This window comes from uncultured Planococcus sp. (assembly GCF_947501725.1).
Classification (GTDB): domain Bacteria; phylum Bacillota; class Bacilli; order Bacillales_A; family Planococcaceae; genus Planococcus; species Planococcus donghaensis_C.
Genome location: NZ_CANMXD010000005.1, coordinates 195,910 through 217,977 on the forward strand (window position 1 = coordinate 195,910; position 22,068 = coordinate 217,977).

The window sequence follows — 22,068 nt, forward strand, 5'->3', positions numbered from 1 at the left end:
TCTTTAGTGATGCGTTATTCCCCCTTTACTTTGACCAGAATTATAGGTAAAATCTACATATAGCTGTATAAATGGTTTTTTTGATTTCCAGACGATATTTCATTTCGATGAAGTAAATAATAGAATATAATTGAGCTGAGTATTTCGGACAATAGAGCCGGTAAGAACGCCAAGAAGAATGTTACATTCTTTTTGGCGTTCTTTTTTATTTGTTCGAAAAAGTCAGAAAATATCGGTCTGCTGAATTATTCAATCGAGGAGTGCATCTAATGAATAAGGAACAGAACAGTCTGAGCACTACTATCCACTACATAGAAACTTTCTTGGAAGAACATTTCGGAGGGAAACCTGCACAACTGGAAATCACGCTGCGCCCCCCTTTCCTGCTTGTTCACATCACCGGCTTCTTATTGCCTTCTGAAGAAATACTGTTGGAAAAAGGACGGGCCAGACAGGTTCGTGAAACCCGAGATATCCTCGTCCGATCCGTAAAAAATGAGCTATTAAAGGGATTCGAAGATCACTTAGGTCTCCATACTGATGATTTGTATGCAGACTGGAATTTAACTAAACAAAACGGATTGTTGATCATCACATTAAAAACAGAAAATGATGAACCTGATTTTTTATGGCCGCAAAATGTGAATCAGGACACATTGAAGGAAATTATTATCTTGAACAGCATCCGTACACAAAAACAGCCGGATCAAACGAACTTTTACTGGCTGAATGAGTATACTCTTTTGATTGAACGCATTGGAGTGCTTGTGGATATCGAAAAACAATTGATCCAAAATGGCGTTACGGAAGAACTGCGTTTGGCCAAACGGCCATTGGAATACCGGATAATCGAACTTTTCAATTTGCAATCCATTTTAAAAAGCCCGGTTGAAGACCTTTTTGTAGACTGGAACTTCCAAAAGGATATTAGTTATATGGTTCTTTTATTGAAAAGGGACGAAAGCCAAAAATACAGATGATCCTGTAGCAGAATTTTGAAAAATGAACGGCTGTCACTCGCCAAAAGGAGCTTTTACTATGCTTGAAGAAAGAACAATCCAAGCCGATATATCAGGGTATATGTCCACTTTGTTGCGAAAACATTTTGGAAAAGGACCCACCTCTGTTTATGTTACCCTCAAAAGACCCTACATTGCTATTCACTTCAGAGGATTTCTCAGTCCGATGGAAAAAATCCTACTCGACCAAAACGAATGGAAACGAGTATTAGAAACGAGAGATTTGCTGCTGAATGCGCTAAAACCTCAAATTCTGGCAGAATTATTGAAAATAACGGAACTGGAATTTACAGAACTTTATACCGATTGGAATATCTCGTCACAAACGGGAATATTCATCGGAATTATGGACGAAAAAGTGACTGCCCAAAATTTGAAGTGGTCAAAAGAAACAGATAGAAAAATGATTCACAAAAAAATAGAAAAAGTAAATGAAGCAGTGGAGCGCAAACCTGGTCTGATTGAAAGCATCTGGTTAAGCAATCGGATTTTGCTGGTAAAGCGGGTGGATATCCTAGTCGGCATTGAAAAGGCATTGATCGCTGAAGGCTACGAAGAAGTTTTGAAAGTGGTTAAGCGTCCACTGGAACGGAAGTTGTTTGGTCAAGCAGGTTTGGAAGAAATATTGCAGCAGCAAATACTGGATATCTTTATGGACTGGGATTTCGATCAGGATTTGGGTTACATTGTTTTCATATTAGCTCCAAATTCCCGTACATAACAGAATAGTAACTAGACTGAACCCCACATGTGATTGCTTCCTTGAAGTGACTCTCATTTGGGGTTCTATTCATTGAATTCAGTAACTTTTCTTTATTTGCTCCTTGGAATGGCCGATTGTTTCCCCTTATCTATCAGTGAATGAATTCTTCCTCAAACCAATCATCCTCTACCTTTACTTCGTTCAAAAAAACAGCAGACATTTGTCTGCTATTTTTCATCTTCTATCGTTAATTCGGTTTCCTGCTCCCATGATTTGAACGCAACCGACCAATGATCTTCCGCAGCATGGTAAGTGACAGAACGGATGGCCGGTATGCCGAACTCCAGCTGGTCAATCCCTTTCAATGCCCGTTTCACTACTTCAGCTTCCGTCAAATCAGCAGATTTCGGTTGATAGGTCGGCAATACTTCCACAAACACAGCGCGTCCTTGTCCCGGATATGATTCCAGAATCGGTCCGGCTGCTTCTATTTTGACACGCTGGCCGACTTCCAACAAATTAGCAGCATCCTTGAATTCAAAGTGGACCGCCGAATAAAATTCATCCTGCCCTCCATTTTCACTGAAGTCTTTTGGTGTAGCTTCAACTGCGAGGAAACGGTCTTCCTCCATATCTATGATATAGCTTCCTTCACTCGATGGCTCAACTGTCATGGCGGGTTCGGGATACTTAACGGTCGGTTCGCCCGGTGCCGGCACCATGATGCCTTCCTGTTCAATCATAACTTCACGTTCTGGAAACGCATTTTTCAGTTCATCAATCTGCGCTTCTGTCAAAAAGTTATGTCCAATCTCGATAGCGCCTGTTATGGTATCTGCAGAAATAGAATAAGAGACGGATTCAGGATTTGGATGGGCTTCCGCCATCGGTTTCACAATTTTCCCTGCCTGATACATCAGGTCATTCAGTTCAGATCGGGTATGGGCACTCTTATAGATGTAAATCGGTTCTGCCAGAATTTCACCAGCGTCGACTTGCTTCTGCAAGATCGCGGCAAGCTCCCCAATCCGCTCATCGGGATTCTTGATGCCTACCCAGACTCCTGACTGGTTTGCGCCGGATGTCTGGTTTTCCAGGAATATAACACCCGCTTTCTCTAGTCCCTCATTTCCTTTGTATATGTCCTCCACCGCCTTAAACACCGCTTCTGCTTCGATTTGCTGAACTGCCATGTCTTCGGCAAGTTCTTCTGTCGGTTCTCCTAAATAACCTTCTTTGAAGTCAGAGGATTCCTTCACAGCTGCTGCCGCTTCGTTGCGTTTTACCGGATCTGCAGTCTGTTCAAGTGTCACAAGAATTTCACGGCCACTCACTGTTTCTATATCCCCTGCTCCGCTTGCAGCTGATGGATCCTGTTCATTTGCCAGCGGCTCCTCAAGCGGCTCTTCATCTGTTCCGCAAGCAGACAATAAAAGCAGCAGGCCGGTCAATACGAGAATCTTTTTCATCATTATGGCCTCCTTTTCTTCTGTTGCTTTAAAGAGTTAGACGGTTTCTCAGAAAAATGGTTACAGTAGGTGTTTCGTCCCCTAACCCGGTCGATACCACTGAGTTCCATAGATCGTTTACCCCGAATTTCTTGAATGCTCTTCTCCATAATTTTCTTTGGAAATATTTTGTGCTCAAGAAAATAGAGTTTATAAAAAAAGAAAAGAAGATAAGCTTTGGGCAGCCTCTTCTTTCCTTGCTTCGTAAAATTCAAATGGATTAGTTTGGTACTATTCATTCCAATAATTATTGGCTGCAGCTACTGTTTGAAAGTTAATCGCTACGACTTGGGAAGCGAATGTTAAACTATCTGCGTCATTTGCATACACTGGGCGTAGCTTTTTTCTTACCTCTTCATCCGGTTGAGTCATCCCTACCGCTTTACGCGCTAATTTTACCGCTAATTCGTATCCTTCTTGAGGCGTATTTGTTTTTAATGTCGGCAACCATGATTCCTGGGTCATCTGAATCCCTCCTGTAATCTACTATTTTTCAGCATATTTGTCTTCCAGCCATACCCTTACTCGACCATATTGTCACTTCCAAAGAAGTTACGAAACATTTGGACTGTAGTGTCCCGGTTCATAGCGGAGATGGAAGTCGTCAACGGAATGCCTTTCGGACAGGATTCCACACAGTTTTGAGCCATGCCGCAGTTCTGGATTCCGCCGGGTCCCATCAGTAAATTCAAACGTACATCTTTATTCATTGCACCTGTAGGATGTGCATTCATAAGCCGCACCTGAGAAATAGGTGCAGCACCGATGAAATCATTTTTTTCATTGACGTTCGGACATACTTCCAAACAGACACCGCAGGTCATGCATTTAGACAATTCATACGCCCATTGCCGTTTGCGTTCAGGCATGCGCGGCCCTTCCCCTAAATCATGAGTTCCATCAATGGGAATCCACGCCTTGAGCCTTTTCAATGTATCGAACATGGTGCTGCGGTCCACGATTAAATCTCTGACCACTGGGAATGTCTTCATCGGCTGCAGCCGGATCGGTTGTTCCAATTGATCCACTAAAGCTGTACAAGATTGGCGCGCCTTGCCATTTATGACCATCGAACAAGCGCCGCACACTTCCTCCAAACAGTTCATATCCCATGTGACGGGTGTCGTTTTTTCACCTTCCATATTTACCGGATTCCGGCGGATTTCCATTAAAGCAGAAATGACATTCATATTCATCACATAAGGCAATTCGAACTTTTCCCAATATGAATCTTCCTCAGTGGAGTTTCTGCGTTCGATTTCAAATAGCACTGTTTTTGCTGTTTCTCCCACGATAACCAACTCCTTTTTTCTTGAGGATGAGACTGATCCTCGGTTGCTCAATAAACGCATCTATCCTTGGCATTTGCCTATTTAACCGATTAGTTAGAAGGTTAATTACTTTATGATAGCATATATTTCTGAATAGTTAAAAAAATTATTAATCTAGATTTATTACAAAAAAAGCAATCGGATTAGTTCCGATTGCTTTATCCATTATTTATAAAAACTATTTCCGTACAGTTAATTTTCCTGCATAGTTATGTTTTTATGGATATTGACCTGATGCGGAAATGGGATTTCGATGTCATTGGCATCCAGAGCTTCTTTAATGGCTTTACGCAAATGGCGTTCCACTGCCCATTGCTCCCCGTTCTTGGCTTTGGCGATGATCCTCAACGTAACATCTGATGCACCGAACGCCTGTACACCGATGACATCGGGCCCTTCAATGATCATTTCATTTTCTGCAGCGACCTTTTCACAGGCTGTTTGCAGGACAACAATCGCTTTATCGATGTCTTCATCATAAGATACGCCAATATCCACGAGCGCCTGCATATTTCCGCGTGAATGGTTGCTGACAGTCGTGATGTCCCGATTCGGAATATAATTCAGCGTGCCATCGAAACTGCGGAGTTGAGTGGTCCGCAAGCCGACCGATTCAACGATGCCGTCGATGCTTCCGACAGTTACATAATCATTGACATCAATCTGCTTTTCGAGCAACAGGAAAAAACCCGTGACCACATCGCTTACGAGGCCCTGAGCCCCGAAGCCGATCGCCAAACCGACAATTCCTGCCCCGGCAATCAGGCTGGCCACAGACAGGCCGAATATGTTGAAGATCGTTGCGACGAGAATAAAGACCAACGCATAGGAGAAAACATTTTCCGATAAAGTCTGCAGCGTCAATGCCCGGCCTTTTGTGACATCTCCCTTGCCCGTCAATTTAGCGAAAAATCGATTGATCAGTTTGTTTCCGATTGCCCGCACAATAACAAAAGCAATCAAAATACCGATTATTTGCGCCGCAACCAATCCTGCCTTCAACAGCAGGCTTTCCCAATCAAAACTTTCAAAATCAAACAAAAAATCATCCTTTCAATCCGTTGCGGGAAAACCTAAAGCTCATGTTCGCCCCATTTTATAAATACCTGTTCATTTATAACATAAATGCATAACCAATTTCACTCCTTAATGGTTCCAGGACTTTCATTCCCACCAGGTTGAAACGGGTACAGGCGCATTTTCGTCCAGCTCAACCGTTTCACCAATTCTGGGAGCTATAAGATTCACATTATTTTCCTTTGCCGCTTTGGACGCCCGTTCTATCGGTTCTGTCCAACCGTGCCGCGCTAGCGTAAAGGCACCCCAGTGGGCTAACATCATCTGCTTGCCTTGTACATCGATATTGGCCTGTATGGATTCTTCCGGAAGCATATGAGAGTCTGGCCAGCGTTCATCATATTGTCCACCTTCTATTAAAGCGATATCAAAAGGTCCGTATTTATCGCCGATTTCCTTAAAATGCGTACCGTACCCGCCGTCCCCACTCGTATAGAATCGGGTTTGTTCTCCAAGAATGACCCATCCTCCCCAAAGAGTCGAGTTTTGATTCAAAATGCCTCTTCCGGAGAAATGATCAGCTGGCGTTAAAGCCAGCGTCATTCCTTGGAACTCCGTTTCCTCCCACCAATTCATTTCGGTAATGTTTTCTTTTATGACCCCCCACTGGATCAAATGGTTGCCTACTCCATGAGGAACAAAGAAATGACTGACCTTGCTCTTCAGTTTTTTAATGGACTGATAATCCAAATGGTCATAATGATCATGTGTGATGAAGACTGCATCGATAGGAGGCATTTCTTCTATACTCCCCAGGAAATCTTCACTGTAGCGTTTTGGCCCTATAAAAGCAACAGGGGAAGCGACGGAACCCAGCATAGGATCAACCAGGATTTTCTTATCATCCAGGCTCAGGATAAAGGCTGAATGGCCAAGCCAGGTCAGACTATCTTCACTGCCATTGATTTTATCCCAATCAATTTCAGAGACAGGTAGTTGTCCAGTCGGCTGTTTTTCTTTATCCGTTGAATCGGGTTCCGCAGATGTGAAAGGAATCTCCACGCTGACAGTTTCCATGGTTGAAGCCTGATAGACAAACTTGCCATCTTCATAGTTATCAAAGGTCTTGTATACTTCTTCTTGTTCTTTGCTCGGGTTACTGCCAAAACCGGGATGAATGTTGATAAACAAAATTAAGATCCCTCCCAATGCGCCGATCAGCACCAGAATATACAACAGGACTTTTTTGATCTTACCTTTTTTGTTTTTGGATACAAGCTGTCCATCTCTTTTCTTGGATGTTGGATATTCTTCAGAATTTGTCATTTTATCTCCTATCTTACAGCTTGTATTTCCCTCAAGCGTTTACCATATGTTTTAACTTTATTGAATAGCACTTTTTTCAGTCTGCTTTTCCAGCACTTCCACATAGCCTTCAGAACCGTTAATGCGAATCTTCTGCCCATCTTTAATGGTCTTCGTGGCGTCCATTACCCCGACGACAGCCGGCAGGCCATATTCCCGTGCTATGACCGCCCCGTGTGTCATCCGGCCGCCCACTTCTGTCACCAAACCCGACAGTGAAATGAATAGCGGAGTCCAACTGGGATCTGTAAAAGCCGTTACGAGTATATCCCCGGGTTCGATGTGGGCGTCCTCCATTTTCAAGATGACCCTCGCCCGCCCTTCCACGATGCCGGAAGAGACCGCGATGCCTGGAATTGCGCCGCTTGGCAACTTATCCATTTGATAGCTTCCGAAAATCTCTTCTCCTTCTGAAGTCATCAGTCGTGGCGCTTTTAATTTCTCGTAATAGCGGTAGTCCGCTTTCCGCTTTTCAATCACCTGTTGGTCTATGTTCTTGCCGTTGACGGCATCCCGGAATTCCTCAAATGATAAATAATAAACATCCTGCGGCGTTTGGATGCCCCCTTTTTCACAGAGCAGAACAGCTTCTTTCATCAATGCTTGCTTATAAAGAAAATAGCGTTTGATAAAATTGAATTTCGGATATTCACGGTACCCGAGGAAGTTTTGCAGCAAACCAATCATGTGCTTGGTTTGTTTTATTTTTCTCTCGCCCCACGGAAGCTTGGCCAAGCGCTCCAGCAATTCCTGTTCTTTCTGCTTGGCTTTCCGTTTGCCTTCTGCCACTTTGGCTGCATGCGCTTGCGGCTCGAAGTTTTTGATATTGCCCAAGATAACAGGAACCAGAATTGTCGGATCCTCGCTCCACCGCGTTTTCGTAATGTCGATTTCACCCGCACAGCGCATGCCATATTTCTCAAGATACTCCTTCAGAGCTGCACTGACCGCCGCTCCGCCATGCATTTTTTCCAAGTCTTCAAAAAACGTTTCTTTTCGGGGGTGTTCAAAATATGCTTGTACCTCGGGATAATTTCGCACCACATCCGCTACGTCCAGAAGTTCAAGCCCCATTTCGGACGTCACGTTATGGGCCACCGATTGACTAAGGGTGTCTGCAACATTCTTTTCCCCCAGCCATTTTTCCATTTGTTTATTGAGCCAGTTGACCGCATAGATGCCAACCATAATGGCGCCAAAGCTTTCCTGATTGTAAATTTCTTTTTTCAATTGTTCTTGGTCTTCTTCAATAAACTCGAACAATCCATCTCCTGAAACCGTTTGAATGCGCCATTCGAGTGAGCGGATAGAAGCCTCATTATAATTGATGAGCTGACTGGCCAGCCTGCGGTCATTTTTCCGATACAATTTCAGCAGTTCCACCGGAAATCTCCACGTAAAGAGTTCGTTCCCCAATTTATACATGCGCTTTCCTTTCGAGAACGGCGGTTTTCGCTTCATGAAATTGGTCAATGCATCTTTCATCAGCGGATCGTTGCTTCCAAGCGACGACACGATAATCGCCCGCCCAGTAACTGAAGCAAGCTCAGGCGACAAATCCATGAATAGCCGTCCGCCAGCTTGTGTCAAATTGTAATTGGAAAGAAAAACAAAAAACGACATGCCAAGCGGATTGATCGGCTCGGTCATCATCTGCTGGTGCCCGACGGACAGATAGAGGCGATACTTTCCGTCACTCGTTTCCGGCAACGGGTACAAAGTGGTGATCGGCCGGCTTTGCACAATATAGATCGACTCGTCTACCAGGCACCATTCGATGTCCTGAGGCTGTCCGAAATGCGCTTCGATTTTCCGACCTATGCCCTCAAGCGCCAGAATCTGTTCATCCGATAGCGCTTGCTGTTCACGTTGTTCGAGAGGAACCTCCCGTTGTTCCGTTCCACCGCTGTCCGACGGATAAACGGCAAGCTTCTTCACGGAAACCGTCTTTTGGATGATTTGCCTTTCCCGGACTTTGTAATTGTCTGCGGAGACAATGCCTGAGACGAGTGCTTCACCCAAACCGAAACTTGCATCAATCGATACCACTTTGCGGTTGGAAGTGACTGGGTCAGCCGTAAACAGGATTCCCGAAGCTTGAGGAAAAACCATTTGCTGGACGACAACCGATAAATGGACCTTCTGGTGGTCAAAATCGTTTTGGATGCGATACACGACTGCCCGTTCCGTGAACAAAGAAGCCCAGCATTTGCGGATGTGCCTCAAGAGCTGCCCTTTACCGTGAATATTCAAATACGAATCCTGCTGTCCTGCAAAAGACGCAGTCGGCAAATCCTCTGCCGTTGCACTTGACCGGACCGCATAGGTGAACTTGCTTCCCTGCTGTTCAAAAGAGTCGGCGATTTCCTGTTCTATTTCCACCGGAATCTCCGTGCTTTCGATGGCTTTTCTTAGCTTTTCGCTGAGCAATCGGATTTCGTCTGCATCTGAGGATTCAAGCGCTGCCAAACGCTCCATCAATTCTGCAGCTGAAGAATTGCCTTCAACCATGCGCTTATATGCGTTAGTTGTAACACAAAATCCTTCCGGCACCCGAATGCCCGGAACTTTCGCCAACTTTGCTAAATTCAAGCCTTTGCCACCCACCAGCAGCAAATCGTCTTCGTCCACTTCTTGAAATCCCATCACGTATTTTTGCAAAATGATCGTCTCCTTTGCATTTTGCCATCGGCCCCTATTTAACCCCACTTTACAGTTTATGAAGAAGTTTAAGGCAAAAAAACAAACAACTCGAACTTTTTTGTATGGTTGATTTGACGTAAAAACCAATAAAAAAGGAGTTGTTTGTGTTGAATTAATTTTATCAAAATAGCCTGTCAATTAACAGTTTGTGAACCTTTTCGTTCTATTTTCATCCCAGCCGGTACCAGAGCCATCTCTCTTTTATCGGAATCTATCGGACTGGCACAAACCCTGTATCTTCCACTAATAGTTGCCCTTCTTCAGAAAGGATCCAGTCAATGAATGGTTGCACGTTAGGGTTTTCTGTTCCCGCGGTAATAGCATAAAATTCAGAAGCCAGTGGATAGCTGCCCGAACGGATATTTTTGATGCTCGGTTCAATGCCATCAATGGAGATCAACTTAATTTTCTCATTGCCGACCATCTCGGTGGAATAGTAACGGAAAGTATAGCCAATTGCATTTTTATAGTTCCGGTAGCTCGCCACTTCATCTATCATCCCGCCCATCCCTTCAGCCACTTCTTCAGTTTCTGGTTCAGTGATTTTCGTGTCTCCCATGAATTTGATGAACATGGTTTGGCTGCCGCTGTCTTCAGGCCGCTGGAAAGGACGGATTTCATCGTCTTTCCCACCAAGCTCTTTCCAATTCCCATGTCCCCCTGAATAGATTTTTCGAATATCCTCACTCGATAAATTATCTACAGGATTGCGTGAATTGACGAAAAACACAAAGGCTTCACGTCCAATTGGCGTTAATTGCAGTTCAACGCCAGCTTTTTCTGCCGCCTGTATTTGGCCGCTGGAAGGCTCTGCAGCAAAGATTAAATCGACATTCCCTTCAATGAGACGGCTATAGGCAGATGGAGTTGTCGTTGTAGCGACCGGCCCTCTGTGGGGTTCATATACATCTACCGGGTAGGTCGCTTCCGCAAATGCTGCAAATAACGGATATAGAGCCGTTGCTCCATCCAGTATCGGCACTTCCCCTTCTATTTGGAAAGAGGCATTCCCCTCCAATCTCGCCAAGTCTTCACTTTCTGTGAACGGCTCATAGGCAAAGAGGTCCACTTCTGAATCATTCACTTTCTCGAAACTTTCTTTATAGTAGTGTGGAACTGCGAAGGCTGCTCCACCCGCTAAAACTAAAGAAATCCAAACAGCCATTTTTTTGCCGCTTCTGTTTTCTATAATAAAAACAAAGAAAATTATCAGCGAAATGATGATTGCACCAAAAAAGTAAAATAAATGAACATCTCCAGTATTTAAAATATGAAGCGCTCCACCAAAAAATACATAAAGAATGCTGGCGATGATCAGTATTCCTATTATTGTTTTCCAAAATCCATTCATGTTGCTTCCTCCAATAATGCGTTATTTATTTCAGATCAACTTTGAACTTGAGGTTCGGTTATTCTTTAATAGGCTATTTTATGTAACGAATAAAAGTTATCTATAAACTTACTGCCCTGCTATGGAATGACTCGTTAAGGCAGCTGACCGAAGTTGCAGCAGCAATCAGTCTGTTTTCATATTTAACAACAGCCCCTATACAAGTTATTGTATCCTCTGTAAAATAAGGCAAACGAATAAATGAAGAGGAGACTGTCCAATGTCTAAGACGGCTTTACTAATCATTGATGCCCAAAACGAAATGTTCGACCAATCGAATCCTGTCCATCAAAGCGGACAATTGCTCGAGAATCTCCAGACACTGATCAAAAAAGCGCGTTCAGCCGATGTTCCCGTAATTTATGTACAGCATAACGACTCTGGCCTTGTAAAAGGCACCGACTTCTGGCAAATCCATCCATCAATCACTCCCGAAGAAGAAGATGCCGTTGTCCAGAAATGGACGCCCGATTCCTTTCATGAGACAAAGCTACTGGAGGTATTGAAAAATAAAGACATCCAGAACCTCATAATCGCAGGCAACCAAACTGAGTATTGTATAGATGCAACGACACGCAGCGCCAGCAACCTAGGATTTCACGTGACTCTTGCCAAAGACGCACACGGCACCTGGGATTCTGAAAAGATGAGCGCTGTGCAAATCATCGATCATCATAATGGCCTACTGAGCAATTTTGCCACGTTGCAGGAGACAAACGATATTGAGTTTGTTGAGTAAGACCAAACGAATAGAGTAGGAGTTTTAAAGATACTCTTTCCAGAACTGAATTTTTGGAAGGAGTTTTTCTTCTGTTCTATTCGTTTGATGAATGTATCTTACTTACCAATAAGTTACATTCGTTTAACTAAATTATTTGTCAAATAAGGTTGCTTCGGTCATAGATTCTAAAATTTGATGAGGAATGTCATTACGGACGATGCTTTGAATAAAAGGAGTGTATGGAGAATCTACAAATTGGCCTGTTCTATTGGTTTTTGAGATTTTAAAATTCTCTCTGTCAGAAAGATTCGGTGATAGTGACATTTGGTCAACGAACCTCTTTGTATATCTAACTATGTCTTCAAATCTTCTGGAAGATTTTTCGATCAAGTAAATAAAATTTTCTTGCTTTCGATTATTTTTATTAGTAAAAATCATTACATACCCTATTACCTCTTTTAACCTTCCATCCCAATAGTCATCGAAACTATCCGAATCATTTACTCCAATAATAAAAAAGAATTCAATATTCTCATCCTTGTACAACCGAGAAAAAGAATAACTTTCAAATTCAGCCACTTGTCATTACCCCTTTTGAAATTCAGCCATTCTGTATTTTATCGAATGTAACTTAACTGCACATAAGTTACATTCGATTCCTCTAATTCATTGGTTATTTCTGTTTAGCTCAGCTGCCCATTCTTTAAACCATTCAGGTGGTAATTCCAATTTCGACAAATCCATCTTAAACAGTTCTTTGTGGGAATAGAACTCGTACCAATGCAAATCCCACTGCGCCTCAATATCCCGTGCAATATGAAAAGCTAGTTGATCCTGATCGCCTAAATCTTCTTCATCCCAAGCCATCGTTAAATTATCGCACCACATACAGAAGTCTACTTGGCTGAATTGATTTTCTTCTCTGCAGACTGCATTTAAAAGAGCCTTGAGATTTTCATATGAATAAGGACGCTTGATGCTGGTCTTATTCCAACTCCATTCCACACCATAGCCCTCCTCTGTTGAAATGGTATTATCTGCGTATTTATTTTTAATTTTTTACTAATAATACCATATAATAAAGCTGGAAAATATAATCGAAGAAAGATCATCAGAATATAACCGTTCATAAAATAATTCTATACGAACAACAATACGCTGAATGATTTTATAAAATCTTAAAATCCGTCAGTTCCTTATGGCCCTTCAACAAATCCAGAAATGCAGAAAGGGCTTTTGTTCGGAACGGAGATCTTGTCACAATTGAAAAGTCTCTTGTATAAGGCAATCCTTCTACATCCACTACCTTTAAGTCTCCGTAGTGCAGTTCTTTTTTTATCGCCCATTCCGATACCAGGCTGATGCCCATACCCGCCTCGACCATGGCTTTGATTGGTTGTGTGCTGCTGAAATGCATCAGGGACTTGGGTTCTATTGAAAATTGCTTAAAGACATTTTCTGACGCCTCCCTTGTGCCGGAGCCAAGCTCCCTCAATATCCAGGTTTCTTCAATCAGCTCTTCCACTTTTATAGGCTTAACGCGTTGAACCAATGGATGGTCGGCGGATGCGACTACGACCATTCTGTCTTCTGCGAACGGCTCGGTCTTCAATTCCTGCACACCTTTAAAATGTCCTTCCACGATGCCGACATCCAATTGGTGACTGAGCACAAGGCCGGCAATGGTAGTGGTGTTGCCGATCGTGACAGTCGGTTTGATGTCCGGAAATTGCTCTTTCGCTTCTGCGATTATTTGCGGCAGCAGGTACTCCCCGAATGTGTAGCTTGCTCCGATGGCGATCGAACCGCTCGCTTTATTGGTCAGGTCATCGAGAAGGTGGTTCATTTTTGCGTAAAGTTCTTTGATTTCAATGGCATGGTGATAGACAATTTCCCCTGCTTTGTTCAAGCGTACATATTTATTGGTCCGCTCCAGCAATTGGACACCCGTGCTTTCTTCCAAAGACCGGATATACTGACTGACGGCAGGTTGTGTCATATGGAGTTCTTCCGCTGCTTTAGAAAAGTTTCTCTTTTCGATTACTTTCAGAAATACTTCCAGGCGCTGATCCATTTTCTTCCTCCTTCTGTATATGCTTTTACTTATCATAACTATATTAGATACTTATTTTACTAATGTATAGCATTTTTCTATACTTGTTGCAGGAGGTCTTCCCATGTCTGCAAATACCCATAAACCTACCCATTCCAATTCCAAATGGACTTCACCGGCCACAGCCTGGATCGGCGGCGTTCTTTTTACATTTCTATTGGCTTTTCTTGGCTACCTGTTAGCTCAGGTGCCTGGCTTCGACCAGGTTGGGCAACTTGCCTGTGCCATCATCCTCGCGGTTTTTTACCGGCAGATTTTCGGCTATCCAAATGCCGTCCGCTCGGGCATCACCTTTTCCTCAAAGCGTCTGTTGCGAGTCGCCATCATTCTTTACGGACTGAAATTGAATATCGATACCGTCTTAAGTGACGGACTGGGGTTATTGCTGCGGGACATGGTCGTCATCGCCTTCGCTATCCTGCTGACGGTGTGGCTGGCGAAACGCTTTAAAGCTGATAAGACCATCTCTCTCCTGCTCGGTGTCGGGACTGGGGTATGCGGAGCGGCAGCGATTGCCGCAATCGCCCCGATCATCAAAGCAAAAGACGAAGACACAGCCATCGGCGTCGGCATCATCGCCCTGGTTGGAACAGTCTTCGCCATCTCCTACACTATTCTTCGCCCGTTTTTGCCGCTTGACGACATCGAATACGGCATGTGGGTCGGCATCAGTCTCCATGAAATCGCCCATGTGGCGTTAGCCGGAGCACCGGCTGGAGAAGACGGCCTGGCAATGGCCTTGTTAGGGAAATTGGGACGCGTCTTTCTGCTTGTTCCACTTTGCTTTATCTTCATTTTTCTGATGAAGCGTAAAAACAAAGATCAGAAAACAGAAACTGCAATTGAATTCCCGTGGTTTCTTGCAGGTTTTATCTTGTTGAGTGTGTTGGGCAGCTATGTCTTCGGCCACTCAGTTCCATTTCCGGATGCCTGGCGTGACTTTGTTTCGACATTGACTACGTGGCTCCTGACGGCTGCGATGGTCGGACTCGGCTTGACTGTCAGCTTGCGGGATTTGCGCGAACGCGCCATGTTGCCGCTTGCTGCGATGACGATCACTTCCATTCTGCTGTCAGTCATTGCGTATTTCGCGGTTTAGATTTAGTTGCTTTATGATATCAAAAGACGAAAAACCGTTTGCATGTACACACGGTTTTTCGTCTTTTGTAGTTAGATACTATGTACATACCGTTCACCAATAAATCTCATTCATTAAGTTTTTTCCAGTCTATATCTTCTCTTTTACCATTAGATTTAATGCAACAAAGCTCGGAAAGGGACTTGCGTTAATCGAATGGATAAGTATATCTATTCAACTTATTATTAATAGGTATTTAGACTTTATCTTACTAAACAACAAATATTCACTAATAACTAGTAATTATTCGAAAAAATTACTATACAAACACATTAATAATCAGCTATAATAATTTCAGTTTGATGAATAGAAATTGAAAGAAAGGAACAATTATCCAAGTCGTTTTATTATTCAAAGTTTATCAAAAAAGCACTCATTATATTTAGATCGGGGATACTTCATTGACCATCAAAAAATTCTTGTATACAGCAGCTGCTGTAGTAGTTGCAGCCATGACCATCGCTTCACCTGCATCCGCTTCTTCTCTCCACCCTTTTACTGATGTCGGAGACCGTTACGAAGAAGCAGTAGAGTTCTTCTATATGGCAGAACTTATAAATGGGAAAACCACAACAAAGTTCGGTACAAATGAGCCATTAACACGCGGCGATGCTGCGGTCATTTTAGCGAATACGTTATTTTTGGATACCGATACCGCTAAAGATGCAGGCTTCAAAGATTTGAATACCCGTGTTCGTGGATCTGTAAATGCTCTTGCTGAAGTCGGCATAGTTTCAGGCGTAACAAAAACTGAGTTCCAGCCGGGCGCTCCATTAAGCCGTGGTGCAATGGCGAAATTCCTGTCAGTGGCATTTGAATTGGAAGAGTATCAGCAAACGACTCCATTTTCTGATGTTGGCGGAGTCTTCAAACCGTATATCGAAGCATTATATGGCGCAGGGATCACTTCAGGTAAAACGCCTACTTCATATGGAACATATACCAATATTACACGCGGAGAATATGCTAACCTGTTGTACAAAACAATCGATACAACAACAGATTGGTTCTATTACCCGGAAGCTTCAAGTGTAAAAGTGGTTTCAGCCACTTCTACTGCAATTACATTAACAGAACCCGCTTTGGCTGATTACAATGCGACAGAAATAGCTGATTTCTTCAGTTTCATGGTTGAGTTGGAAGACGGTACTGAAATTCCAGTAAAACCTACTTCGTTCAAATTGTCACCGGACCGCCAATTACTGACGATCGAACATACCAAACAAAACTTAACTGGTAAAGCAGGCAACTTTATTGTTGATGATTATGAGACAATGGTCAAGTCAGCATTTAACTTCAAATAATTGCAGAGTATATGATTTTCAATCAAAAACCCTGAATGGTTTTCACGCAACAGTGATCCCATTCAGGGTTTTCTAATTTACTTATGTCCAGTACGTTCTGCTCATTTACACTGCACTATCCATTCTTCACGCAATATCCCCATCTTAATGGCATCATAATATTCACCTTCTACCATACGCGCTTTTCGGATGCGGGCTTCTTCTTTCATTCCGAGCCTTTGAGCGACTTTCATCATCCGGTCATTTCCCGACCAAGTGGACATGCCAAGCCGATGCAGATCGGTGAATTCAAACAGAAAATCAATCCATAGCCGGTATGCTTCCGTTCCATATCCACCATTCCAGTACGCAGTGTCATAAATGACGATGCCTGTTTCCAGCCAGTTTGTGTTTTGGTCCACCCAATAAGCGCCGACGTAACCGATAGTTTTTTCATCAGCTGTTATGATGAGTGACGCGGGCACTCCGCTTGCGATCGACTCCTCTTCCAGCCATTTTTCCCGGTGCTGTTCTTTGCTCAGCCGCGTTTCCGGAATATAGGGTCCGTTCCATTTTTTTGCTTCCTGCCGCTTTTCCTCAAAGCGCCAATAATAAAGTTCGTCCAGCTGGGCCGTTGATGCTTGTGTCAATCTAATCTTATCTCCAATGATGTTAACCATGATGAGCTGCTTCCCTTCCTAATCGCTTTCTACCTCTGTTTCAAGCCGTTTCTTCAAGGCAATCAATTCAAATCGTGCAACAGAATTATTGTCCGGGTATTCCAATAAGACATTATTGAAAACTTATTCCTGCTGGATTTAAACAGTGACTTTTACCGGCATCTGCTTTTCTGGCCAGTTCACCAGAAAAATGCCAGCGAAGATTAAACTGCCGCCGACCAGTAAAGGCAAGCCGAGCTGCTCTCCTAGCACCAACCAACCTGATAGGATCCCGAACAAAGGAGCCAAAAACAGAAAAGCGCTGACCTTTCCAGAATCGCCTTTTTGCAGCAAATAGAACCACACGGTAAATTGGATGATAGAGGCAGGGATGGATAGCCATAAAAGAATCGCAATGGAGTTGGAATTGATGACAAGACGGGAAGTTTCAAGTAAAGCCGAGCCGACAAGCAAAATGAGGCCACCGAAAAACATCTGGTAAGCAGTCAGCACCCATATATCGAACAACTTGCCCCATTTTTTGATCAAAAGCGTTCCGGCAGCCCAAAAAACGGCGCTCAAAAATCCCAGAAACGTGCCGATTTCAATCGCCAAATGGCTTCCCATCGCAATGAAAACACCGATAAAGCCGATCAGCACCCCCGTCCACTGGACCATCCGGTAGCGGACACCCATCACCAATGTCCCGAAAATCACGACCAGCAAAGGATTCATGAAAGTTAAAATGGCCGATTCGCCGGACGTAATAGTACGCAAGCTTAAAAAAATCGCTCCCATGACGCCAGCCGTTTGAACAGCGCCAATCAGTATCACTTTCCCCCATTCGCCTCGGTGTGCGGGCTGCTTCCTTTTGAACATTCGGACGAAAAACAACATGATGCTCCCGGCAATTACGAAGCGCAATCCTGCTAACAACAACGGCGATATGTAAACTAACCCCATTTTAGCCACCACAAAGGAAGACCCCATCAAGCCGGTCGTCAATATGACCAAAAATGAGAAAATCAGTTTCTCCTTCATTTGCCATTCTCCTTTACCTATAGCTTCTCTGAACTTATCGGACTGCTGTTTTTCTCTGTTTTGTTGACAGAAAGCGGCTCTCTTCCAACAATTCCCTCCCAATATTTCCAAGCCTGAAGATATGCATGGAAGTTCTCTGGATGATGTTTCACACAAATCGCTAAGCGCCGGTACAAGCCGATCAGTACTTCCATGTATAGCTGCTGCCTGTCGGGCAGTGGCAAGGTGAAAACTTCGAAAGCAGCGTCCAGCGCTTCTTTTGTCAGTTCATGCGGCGTCGAAAAGAATGCATAGATCAAATCATCATGCGGCCACCCAAGTACCGGCGTCGGATCGATGACACCTGCGAGCCTTTTTTCATGAAGGATGAAGTTATGGACACCGCAATCGCCGTGGATTAAATAAGGAATAGATTTAGGCGAATTTTGCGTTAGGTCTCTTGTCGATGGTGATACAATACTCAAATCTTTCTTTTTTAGGTAGGCGTTCAGAACTTCTTCAGAAGCCTTCACTCTTTCCATCAAGAATTGTTGCCAGGATCTCACGGGCGCATCCTGCCATCCCCAGCCTTTACCCGAATATACAGGCAGATACTGATTGATCAATCCGCTGACAAGCGCTTGGAGAAGATCTTTTTTATTACCGCCAGACGAATTGTCCGTGGAACCTGGAATATAGGTATAGGCTATGAATCGATATACGGGATCAACCGCCACAAGTCGCGGCAAGAGTGAAAGGAAAGGATAAAAAGAAAGAAAGTCCGCTTCTGATTTGGTTACTTTTGCCTCATTTATTTTGACAACGACCGGCATGCCTATTTCCAACTGCAAAAGATAGACTTCACTCATTGTCCCGCCTGCCATAGCCGTGCATTTCCAGTCGGAAGAAGGAAGGATTTTTTCTTCTGTCAAATAGGCCAATACTGTAGAAATTTCCATTACGAGCCTCCAGTCGATTTCCTAATTGGAATAATTATACCATTATCTCCCGCTCTCAATTTGCAATAATTAATTTATTCATCACTGTACCCTAGTGACAGTGAAAGACGAAATGTGCAGTTTCTATGAAGTTTATTGTGCTTTATCCATGGTATACAGATAGAAAGAACCCATTTATATGTAAATCATCTAGAAAAGGAGGAGAATACCTGATGAACCCATATTTGAAATTTGGCATTATGATCGGGACTTCCACATTTTTGATGTACTGGTTGATGTATTTGAATGTTTTTCAAATTGATCACGTGACCTTCAGTGAAACGAGAGTCTACATGGCCTTGATCATGGGATCCATCATGGCGGTCGTCATGATGTTATTCATGTGGCCCATGTACAAAAACAAAAAAATCAACACTGCGATTCTCGCAGGAAGTGCCGTCGTTTTCGCCCTTTCTTTGTGGCTTGTCCGCAGCCAAGTGCTGATTGAAGACACCGGATGGATGAAAGCGATGATCCCACATCATTCAATTGCCATTCTGACAAGTGAAAGAGCGGATATTTCAGATCCCCGTGTACGCGAACTAGCAGATCAGATTATCGAAGCGCAACGGGAGGAAATCGCAGAAATGAAAAGGCTGATAGAAGATCTGGAAAATGACGAATAATTTCAGTTGATGAGAACAAAAAAAGTCAGGGCGAGGATGCTCCTGACTTTTTCATGCAGACAATTTTTTCATGTATTCGCTAAAATTCTATGTAAAACGGATGGGCCCTATCATTCAGACAATATTCAATTCTTTGCCTGAAGTTCTTCCAGGTCACCAGTTCCAACGCTTCCGCTATTGGATAATAGACAACTTCCAAGCTTTCAGCAGACGTCGTTTCGATGCCTCCGATTGGTTTCGCCAAAAAGAGCGTATTACAGATGGAGTCTTCGACATTTTGAAAAACCCCACAAAATTTCACCACTTCAATCTCTATACCTGTTTCTTCTTTTACTTCCCGCACTGCAGCTCCTTTCAAAGATTCCCCTTCCTCCACTTGTCCTCCTGGCATTTCCCATCCTCTGCGCGGACCTTTAATCAGCAAAATTTCACCTTGATCGTTGAGGACGATAGCTGCCGCAGAAAGGATGTGCTTTGGAGGTGAAAGAGCTGGATATGTTTTTTGTTTTTGCGGCATCAAACAGACCACTCCCTTATTTCAGCTTCCATACTGCTTCATTTTCCCCATCAATTCTGTTACTGCATTTTTATAGAGATTAAAGCGCTCCCATACTACCGGGACAACCAACTTTTTTCCATTCATTTCTTCCCATTCGGCCAATGTGACGAATTTCGCGCCGCACACTTCTCCTGCCTGTAATCTTAAATCCGTCAGTTCGAAGTTATTTGGACTTTTCCACAGATAACTGTCCAAGAAATAATCATTTTTCTTTAAGCTCCCGATAAGATGCAGGTCCTGGGGATTTGCACAGAGTCCGGTTTCCTCTTCAAGCTCCCGGACCGCTCCAACCAGACTGGTTTCTCCAGCAGTCACCGATCCGCCTGTACACTCCCACAGCAAAGGGTAAGTCTTGACCCGATCTCTTTGCGTAATCAATAGTTTTCCATCTTTGTTGAAAGTGAAGATTTCCACCACTAGGTGGTATTCGCCTGGCAGCAACGCCTGACCTCGTATATGTTGTTTGCCAAGGGGGGTTCTTGTTCGATCAAATACATCCCAAACTTCCATTCAGTCAATCTCCTTATCTCTATTACTGTCCAAGAACCTCGCTTCCAGTATTGCGTTGCCGACAAAAGAAGAGATTGAGCTGCATCGGCAACGCTTTAATTTCCCTCATCGGTCTCGCTCACTTCAACAGATATGATAAGAGTCAGGATTGCCGTTACGATAAGCACTAAAGACATAATTACCAGCATGAGAATCTCCTCCAGACTGAGTTATATTCTGTCTCTGCTCTTGGAGCCAGCATCAACAGAACCCGATTTTCATCATCCAATCCAGCTTCCGTCAAATGCAGGATACATTAACTGAATTGTCCGTACTATTCACACCTTCATTATAGACCATTTTGGTATGCAGATTCTTGACCTGCATCAAGAATTTTAAATAAAAGAAAAAATTGTCAAGCCAACAGAGAAATCCGTGTCTTTTTCTAACTTGAAAGATTGGTTTTTTCTTTTGCTGTACATTTATCCAGCTGCAGGTTTTTTCCTTGATGCAGCTCAAGGATTTTCACATTCAGTTCCGTTACGATAAAGAACTAGAAAGATCTTCAGCCAATCAGAAAGTGGGCTAGCAATCGTATATCGGGAAATATGCCGATAAGCCTTCTAAATTATCTGAATATTTGTTACCATGAAGATAATTATGCTTTGTATAGTTTTTAGCAACAAAAAGCCTATTTTCCACCTTATGAAATCTTCGTTATGAAAAACAAGGAAAGGAGGATTTTACTATGAAGAATACAGCTTCTGCAAATAACAACCACAAAGGCCGCAAAAAATATGATGAAACTTCTTTGAGTGGCACGTTTGTTTCCGTCATGATCATAGCTGTCTTCATGATTCTCTCCTGGTTCAGTGTTTTCCTTTTATTTTTAGAACGAAATTAAAGCATTTTCCAGCAAAGAAATCAGAAAGGGGTTTGTCATTCATGCATATTCATCGTTATGAAAAACTTTGGTTGATTATCGGCTCTCTCATTCTCGTAGTCTTCCTGGCAATTTTAGCGATCCAAACCTTTTATCTCGAAATGGGACCGCCAAGCCATGCTGAGATGATGGATCCACAAGAGGTACGGGAATCTGAACTCTTCGCAGATGCCGAACTGACAGAAATTGGCGATAACGAATACGAAATCGCCATCGTTGCAGAAATGTTTGCTTTTCAGCCTGGAGATCTGGAAATCCCAGCAGGTGCAACTGTCCACTTCACATTGGCTTCTCCTGACGTGACACATGGCTTTAAAATAACCGACACCAATGTCAATGTCATGGTCGTTCCGGGACATATCTCGAAAGTCAGCCATACCTTCGATGAAGCGGGGGAATACTTGATTTTGTGCAATGAATACTGCGGACTGGGACACGAGTTCATGGCAAATACCATTACCGTCAATTGAGCTGCTGCTCGAT

The 22,068-nt window shown here is 43.4% G+C and carries 23 protein-coding genes; 8 read left to right on the plus strand and 15 right to left on the minus strand.

All coding sequences use genetic code 11. From position 1 onward, the window contains the following. Nucleotides 1-269: 269 nt before the first annotated feature. Nucleotides 270-980: a Na-translocating system protein MpsC family protein gene (locus tag Q0785_RS09565; protein ID WP_298829104.1), complete on the plus strand. Its 711-nt coding sequence runs from the start codon at nucleotides 270-272 to the stop codon at nucleotides 978-980. Between the two features lie 58 nt (nucleotides 981-1,038). Beyond that, nucleotides 1,039-1,740 carry a Na-translocating system protein MpsC family protein gene (locus tag Q0785_RS09570; protein ID WP_223639069.1) on the plus strand — a complete coding sequence of 234 codons (702 nt, stop codon included), beginning with the start codon at nucleotides 1,039-1,041 and terminating at the stop codon, nucleotides 1,738-1,740. A 209-nt stretch (nucleotides 1,741-1,949) separates the two neighbouring features. Here Q0785_RS09570 and Q0785_RS09575 read toward each other — a convergent pair whose 3' ends face one another. The 7 genes from Q0785_RS09575 to Q0785_RS09605 form a co-directional block, all read right to left on the minus strand. Next, nucleotides 1,950-3,191: a DUF3221 domain-containing protein gene (locus Q0785_RS09575; RefSeq protein ID WP_298829107.1), complete on the minus strand. Its 1,242-nt coding sequence runs from the start codon at nucleotides 3,189-3,191 to the stop codon at nucleotides 1,950-1,952. A gap of 270 nt (nucleotides 3,192-3,461) precedes the next feature. Then, nucleotides 3,462-3,695: a hexameric tyrosine-coordinated heme protein gene (locus Q0785_RS09580; RefSeq protein WP_298829109.1), complete on the minus strand. Its 234-nt coding sequence runs from the start codon at nucleotides 3,693-3,695 to the stop codon at nucleotides 3,462-3,464. A gap of 56 nt (nucleotides 3,696-3,751) precedes the next feature. Then, nucleotides 3,752-4,522: a succinate dehydrogenase iron-sulfur subunit gene (gene sdhB, locus Q0785_RS09585; RefSeq protein WP_298829111.1), complete on the minus strand. Its 771-nt coding sequence runs from the start codon at nucleotides 4,520-4,522 to the stop codon at nucleotides 3,752-3,754. A 231-nt stretch (nucleotides 4,523-4,753) separates the two neighbouring features. Beyond that, on the minus strand, nucleotides 4,754-5,602 hold the full coding sequence (locus tag Q0785_RS09590; protein ID WP_298829113.1) for a mechanosensitive ion channel family protein: 849 nt from the start codon (nucleotides 5,600-5,602) through the stop codon (nucleotides 4,754-4,756). A 123-nt stretch (nucleotides 5,603-5,725) separates the two neighbouring features. Beyond that, nucleotides 5,726-6,817, minus strand: a complete 1,092-nt coding sequence (locus tag Q0785_RS09595) for an MBL fold metallo-hydrolase (protein ID WP_298829351.1) — start codon at nucleotides 6,815-6,817, stop codon at nucleotides 5,726-5,728. Nucleotides 6,818-6,961: 144 nt separating this feature from the next. Next, a complete protein-coding gene (gene ppsA / locus Q0785_RS09600) occupies nucleotides 6,962-9,604 on the minus strand; it encodes a phosphoenolpyruvate synthase (RefSeq protein ID WP_298829117.1) in 2,643 nt (880 codons plus the stop codon). A 253-nt stretch (nucleotides 9,605-9,857) separates the two neighbouring features. Continuing rightward, nucleotides 9,858-10,997, minus strand: a complete 1,140-nt coding sequence (locus tag Q0785_RS09605) for a substrate-binding domain-containing protein (RefSeq protein ID WP_298829119.1) — start codon at nucleotides 10,995-10,997, stop codon at nucleotides 9,858-9,860. A gap of 259 nt (nucleotides 10,998-11,256) precedes the next feature. Between Q0785_RS09605 and Q0785_RS09610 the strand changes: the two genes are divergently transcribed. Further along, nucleotides 11,257-11,775 carry a cysteine hydrolase family protein gene (locus Q0785_RS09610; RefSeq protein ID WP_298829121.1) on the plus strand — a complete coding sequence of 173 codons (519 nt, stop codon included), beginning with the start codon at nucleotides 11,257-11,259 and terminating at the stop codon, nucleotides 11,773-11,775. 132 nt (nucleotides 11,776-11,907) lie between these two features. Here the strand turns inward: Q0785_RS09610 and Q0785_RS09615 are convergent, their stop codons facing one another. The 3 genes from Q0785_RS09615 to Q0785_RS09625 form a co-directional block, all read right to left on the minus strand. Next, nucleotides 11,908-12,336, minus strand: coding sequence for a hypothetical protein (locus Q0785_RS09615; RefSeq protein WP_223639107.1), 429 nt, complete (start codon nucleotides 12,334-12,336; stop codon nucleotides 11,908-11,910). Between the two features lie 87 nt (nucleotides 12,337-12,423). Beyond that, nucleotides 12,424-12,762: a hypothetical protein gene (locus tag Q0785_RS09620; RefSeq protein WP_298829125.1), complete on the minus strand. Its 339-nt coding sequence runs from the start codon at nucleotides 12,760-12,762 to the stop codon at nucleotides 12,424-12,426. A 163-nt stretch (nucleotides 12,763-12,925) separates the two neighbouring features. Next, nucleotides 12,926-13,831: a LysR family transcriptional regulator gene (locus tag Q0785_RS09625; protein WP_223639113.1), complete on the minus strand. Its 906-nt coding sequence runs from the start codon at nucleotides 13,829-13,831 to the stop codon at nucleotides 12,926-12,928. A gap of 103 nt (nucleotides 13,832-13,934) precedes the next feature. Here Q0785_RS09625 and Q0785_RS09630 point away from each other — a divergent pair, with 103 nt between their 5' ends. Together Q0785_RS09630 and Q0785_RS09635 are read left to right on the plus strand one after the other, a co-directional pair. After that, a complete protein-coding gene (locus Q0785_RS09630) occupies nucleotides 13,935-14,969 on the plus strand; it encodes a putative sulfate exporter family transporter (RefSeq protein WP_223639116.1) in 1,035 nt (344 codons plus the stop codon). A 440-nt stretch (nucleotides 14,970-15,409) separates the two neighbouring features. Beyond that, complete coding sequence (locus Q0785_RS09635; RefSeq protein ID WP_298829131.1) at nucleotides 15,410-16,312, plus strand: S-layer homology domain-containing protein; 903 nt, start codon at nucleotides 15,410-15,412, stop codon at nucleotides 16,310-16,312. Nucleotides 16,313-16,413: 101 nt separating this feature from the next. Here the strand turns inward: Q0785_RS09635 and Q0785_RS09640 are convergent, their stop codons facing one another. From Q0785_RS09640 to Q0785_RS09650, 3 genes are all read right to left on the minus strand, one after another. After that, entirely contained in the window at nucleotides 16,414-16,971 is a 558-nt protein-coding gene (locus Q0785_RS09640; protein WP_298829134.1) for a GNAT family protein, read from the minus strand. Nucleotides 16,972-17,109: 138 nt separating this feature from the next. After that, complete coding sequence (locus tag Q0785_RS09645; RefSeq protein ID WP_298829136.1) at nucleotides 17,110-17,991, minus strand: DMT family transporter; 882 nt, start codon at nucleotides 17,989-17,991, stop codon at nucleotides 17,110-17,112. A gap of 17 nt (nucleotides 17,992-18,008) precedes the next feature. Continuing rightward, complete coding sequence (locus tag Q0785_RS09650; RefSeq protein ID WP_298829138.1) at nucleotides 18,009-18,929, minus strand: aminoglycoside phosphotransferase family protein; 921 nt, start codon at nucleotides 18,927-18,929, stop codon at nucleotides 18,009-18,011. 212 nt (nucleotides 18,930-19,141) lie between these two features. Between Q0785_RS09650 and Q0785_RS09655 the strand changes: the two genes are divergently transcribed. Further along, a complete protein-coding gene (locus Q0785_RS09655; protein WP_298829140.1) occupies nucleotides 19,142-19,594 on the plus strand; it encodes a DUF305 domain-containing protein in 453 nt (150 codons plus the stop codon). 79 nt (nucleotides 19,595-19,673) lie between these two features. On the opposite strand, the gene Q0785_RS09660 is transcribed toward Q0785_RS09655, so the two are convergent. Continuing rightward, nucleotides 19,674-20,111, minus strand: coding sequence for an NUDIX domain-containing protein (locus Q0785_RS09660; protein WP_298829141.1), 438 nt, complete (start codon nucleotides 20,109-20,111; stop codon nucleotides 19,674-19,676). Between the two features lie 21 nt (nucleotides 20,112-20,132). After that, on the minus strand, nucleotides 20,133-20,663 hold the full coding sequence (locus tag Q0785_RS09665; RefSeq protein ID WP_298829144.1) for an NUDIX domain-containing protein: 531 nt from the start codon (nucleotides 20,661-20,663) through the stop codon (nucleotides 20,133-20,135). A 727-nt stretch (nucleotides 20,664-21,390) separates the two neighbouring features. Here Q0785_RS09665 and Q0785_RS09670 point away from each other — a divergent pair. Continuing rightward, the gene (locus tag Q0785_RS09670; protein WP_298829146.1) at nucleotides 21,391-21,546 is read left to right on the plus strand and encodes a cytochrome c oxidase subunit 2A; all 156 of its coding nucleotides are present in this window, start codon (nucleotides 21,391-21,393) and stop codon (nucleotides 21,544-21,546) included. Between the two features lie 41 nt (nucleotides 21,547-21,587). After that, nucleotides 21,588-22,055 carry a cytochrome c oxidase subunit II gene (locus Q0785_RS09675; RefSeq protein ID WP_298829148.1) on the plus strand — a complete coding sequence of 156 codons (468 nt, stop codon included), beginning with the start codon at nucleotides 21,588-21,590 and terminating at the stop codon, nucleotides 22,053-22,055. The last annotated feature ends 13 nt before the right edge of the window (nucleotides 22,056-22,068 follow it).